The organism is Candidatus Cloacimonadota bacterium, assembly GCA_011372345.1.
Classification (GTDB): Bacteria; Cloacimonadota; Cloacimonadia; order Cloacimonadales; family TCS61; genus DRTC01.
Genome location: DRTC01000645.1, coordinates 1 through 1,897, shown reverse-complemented (window position 1 = coordinate 1,897; position 1,897 = coordinate 1). Strand labels below are relative to the sequence as shown.

The following is a 1,897-nucleotide window of genomic DNA, read 5'->3' as shown; positions in this document are numbered from 1 at the left end:
GCACTGCTACGCAGTTTATAGATATTCAATTTTCATAAATCCAAGTGGGAAATGTTAATCTTTTATTTATAGCTTTACTGCTCTTTGGATATATTGATGATTCTCCTCTTTCTGAAGTTCCTCTGATAGATCCACCTTTTATAGAACTATGTATAAAATTTTATAGATCGTAGAGTTTATAGAACATAACTTGGTGAATTGATTGATTCAAACCTTCAAGGTTTGTCAAACCTTGAAGGTTTTAAAAAACATTCCGATACAGTTAAATATTCTCACATGGTAATGAAGTTTGGAAAGTGTATGATCTCATGTTTTTCTTGACAGGGAAAAAGCAGGATTGAATTTCAGTTTTGATTTTTTCAGGACTGAAAATGGAATTGATTAAGACAAAAATTATACAAATAGACAACGAAAAGAGAATTGCTTTTTTCTTCGGTTACAACAATAATACAATCAAGAAAATAAAATCTATCAAAGGTCGAAAATGGTCGGTTTCCAATAAGTTCTGGCATATCCCATTTCATCCTGATTATTTGCATAATTTGAATAACCAATTTGAAGGACAGTTAAAGTTTAAGCCTGAACAATCCGGAAATTCTACAAATAAAATTGAAGTAAAACTTCCTCCGGAATATATAGAAACAATGAAGTTAAAGAATTACAGCGAACCAACTATAAAAACATATCGCTTGCATTTCCTCAGATTTCTTAAATATTATTCAGACTATCAGTTAAAAGACATCACTCAAGAGCAGATCAGAAAATATTTGCTGTATCTTGTAGTAGAAAAACAGTATTCTACATCTGCTCAAAATCAAGCAATCAATGCTATTAAATTTTATTACGATCAAGTCTTACAACAAGAAATCGATGAATATTATCTGCCACGACCAAAGAGAGAAAAAACATTTCCGCAAGTTTTGAATGAGATGGAAGTAAGCAAGATTCTAAAATGCATCAAGGATTTAAGAGATAAATGTATGATCTTTCTGATATATTCTGCGGGTTTGACACCAAGTGAAGTAACTTATATAAAAGTAAAAGATATTAACTCTGGAAAAATGAAAATTTTTATCAGCAGTGCAAAAAGAGATCAAGACCGTTTTGTCGTTCTTTCTAAAAAATTACTGGATATTCTTCGCGAATATTACAGAAAATACAACCCTCAAAAATGGTTATTTGAATCTTATCCGGGTAAACAATATTCCAAAAGAAAATTGCAAAAATCTTTCCAAAGTGCTGTCCGGAAAAGCGGAATATCTAAACCGGCAACATTAACCATTCTAAAAAACTCTTTCGCAGTTCATTTAATTGAAAAAGGAGTCGATGTCAGATTTGTGCAGCAGATGCTGGGACATAAACACAGCAAAACCACGATGAAGTATTTAAAAGTAAGTAAACGAGATTTGAGCGTGATCCAAAGTCCTTTGGATAATCTGGATGTGTAAAACAATTTGCTAAATTGTTACTAAAAAAACTTCGGAAGTTTAATAAAAAAGGGAACGAGAACTTAGAGAAGTCACATTATTGGAAAAGAAAAAGGGGAACTTGGGTAAGTTTGAGAAAAACAGGGGAATAACAACTCAGGCAAGTTGTTTTACGGAAAATGAATGAAATAAAAACAAAAGATTATTGTTTAACTCCGATTTCAAAGAACAGGTATAAAATCGAAGTGTTTTCTTTTCAGTTTCAAAAAGTTCATGCAAAAAAGATTCGAGGATGTTATTTCAGCGGAAATCAGAAAAGCTGGGTAATCCCCCAAGATAATACGAGTTTAGAACAATTTCTGAAATTATTTCCCGCTACACAAAAAAAAGAAAATAAAGAAGAAAATTCCAAATATTCTTTTGATAAAGCATTGAAAGATTTTATCGATCAACTTGCTTTGAAAAGGTAT

2 protein-coding genes are annotated in these 1,897 nt (G+C 31.3%); both read left to right on the top strand.

Annotated features, from left to right (window positions below):
* Positions 1-371: 371 nt before the first annotated feature.
* Positions 372-1,448 (top strand): hypothetical protein, encoded by a 1,077-nt coding sequence (locus ENL20_12390; GenBank protein ID HHE39351.1) that lies wholly within the window; start codon positions 372-374, stop codon positions 1,446-1,448.
* Positions 1,449-1,606: 158 nt separating this feature from the next.
* The coding region (locus tag ENL20_12385) for a hypothetical protein (protein HHE39350.1) at positions 1,607-1,897 on the top strand (291 nt) is incomplete at its 3' end.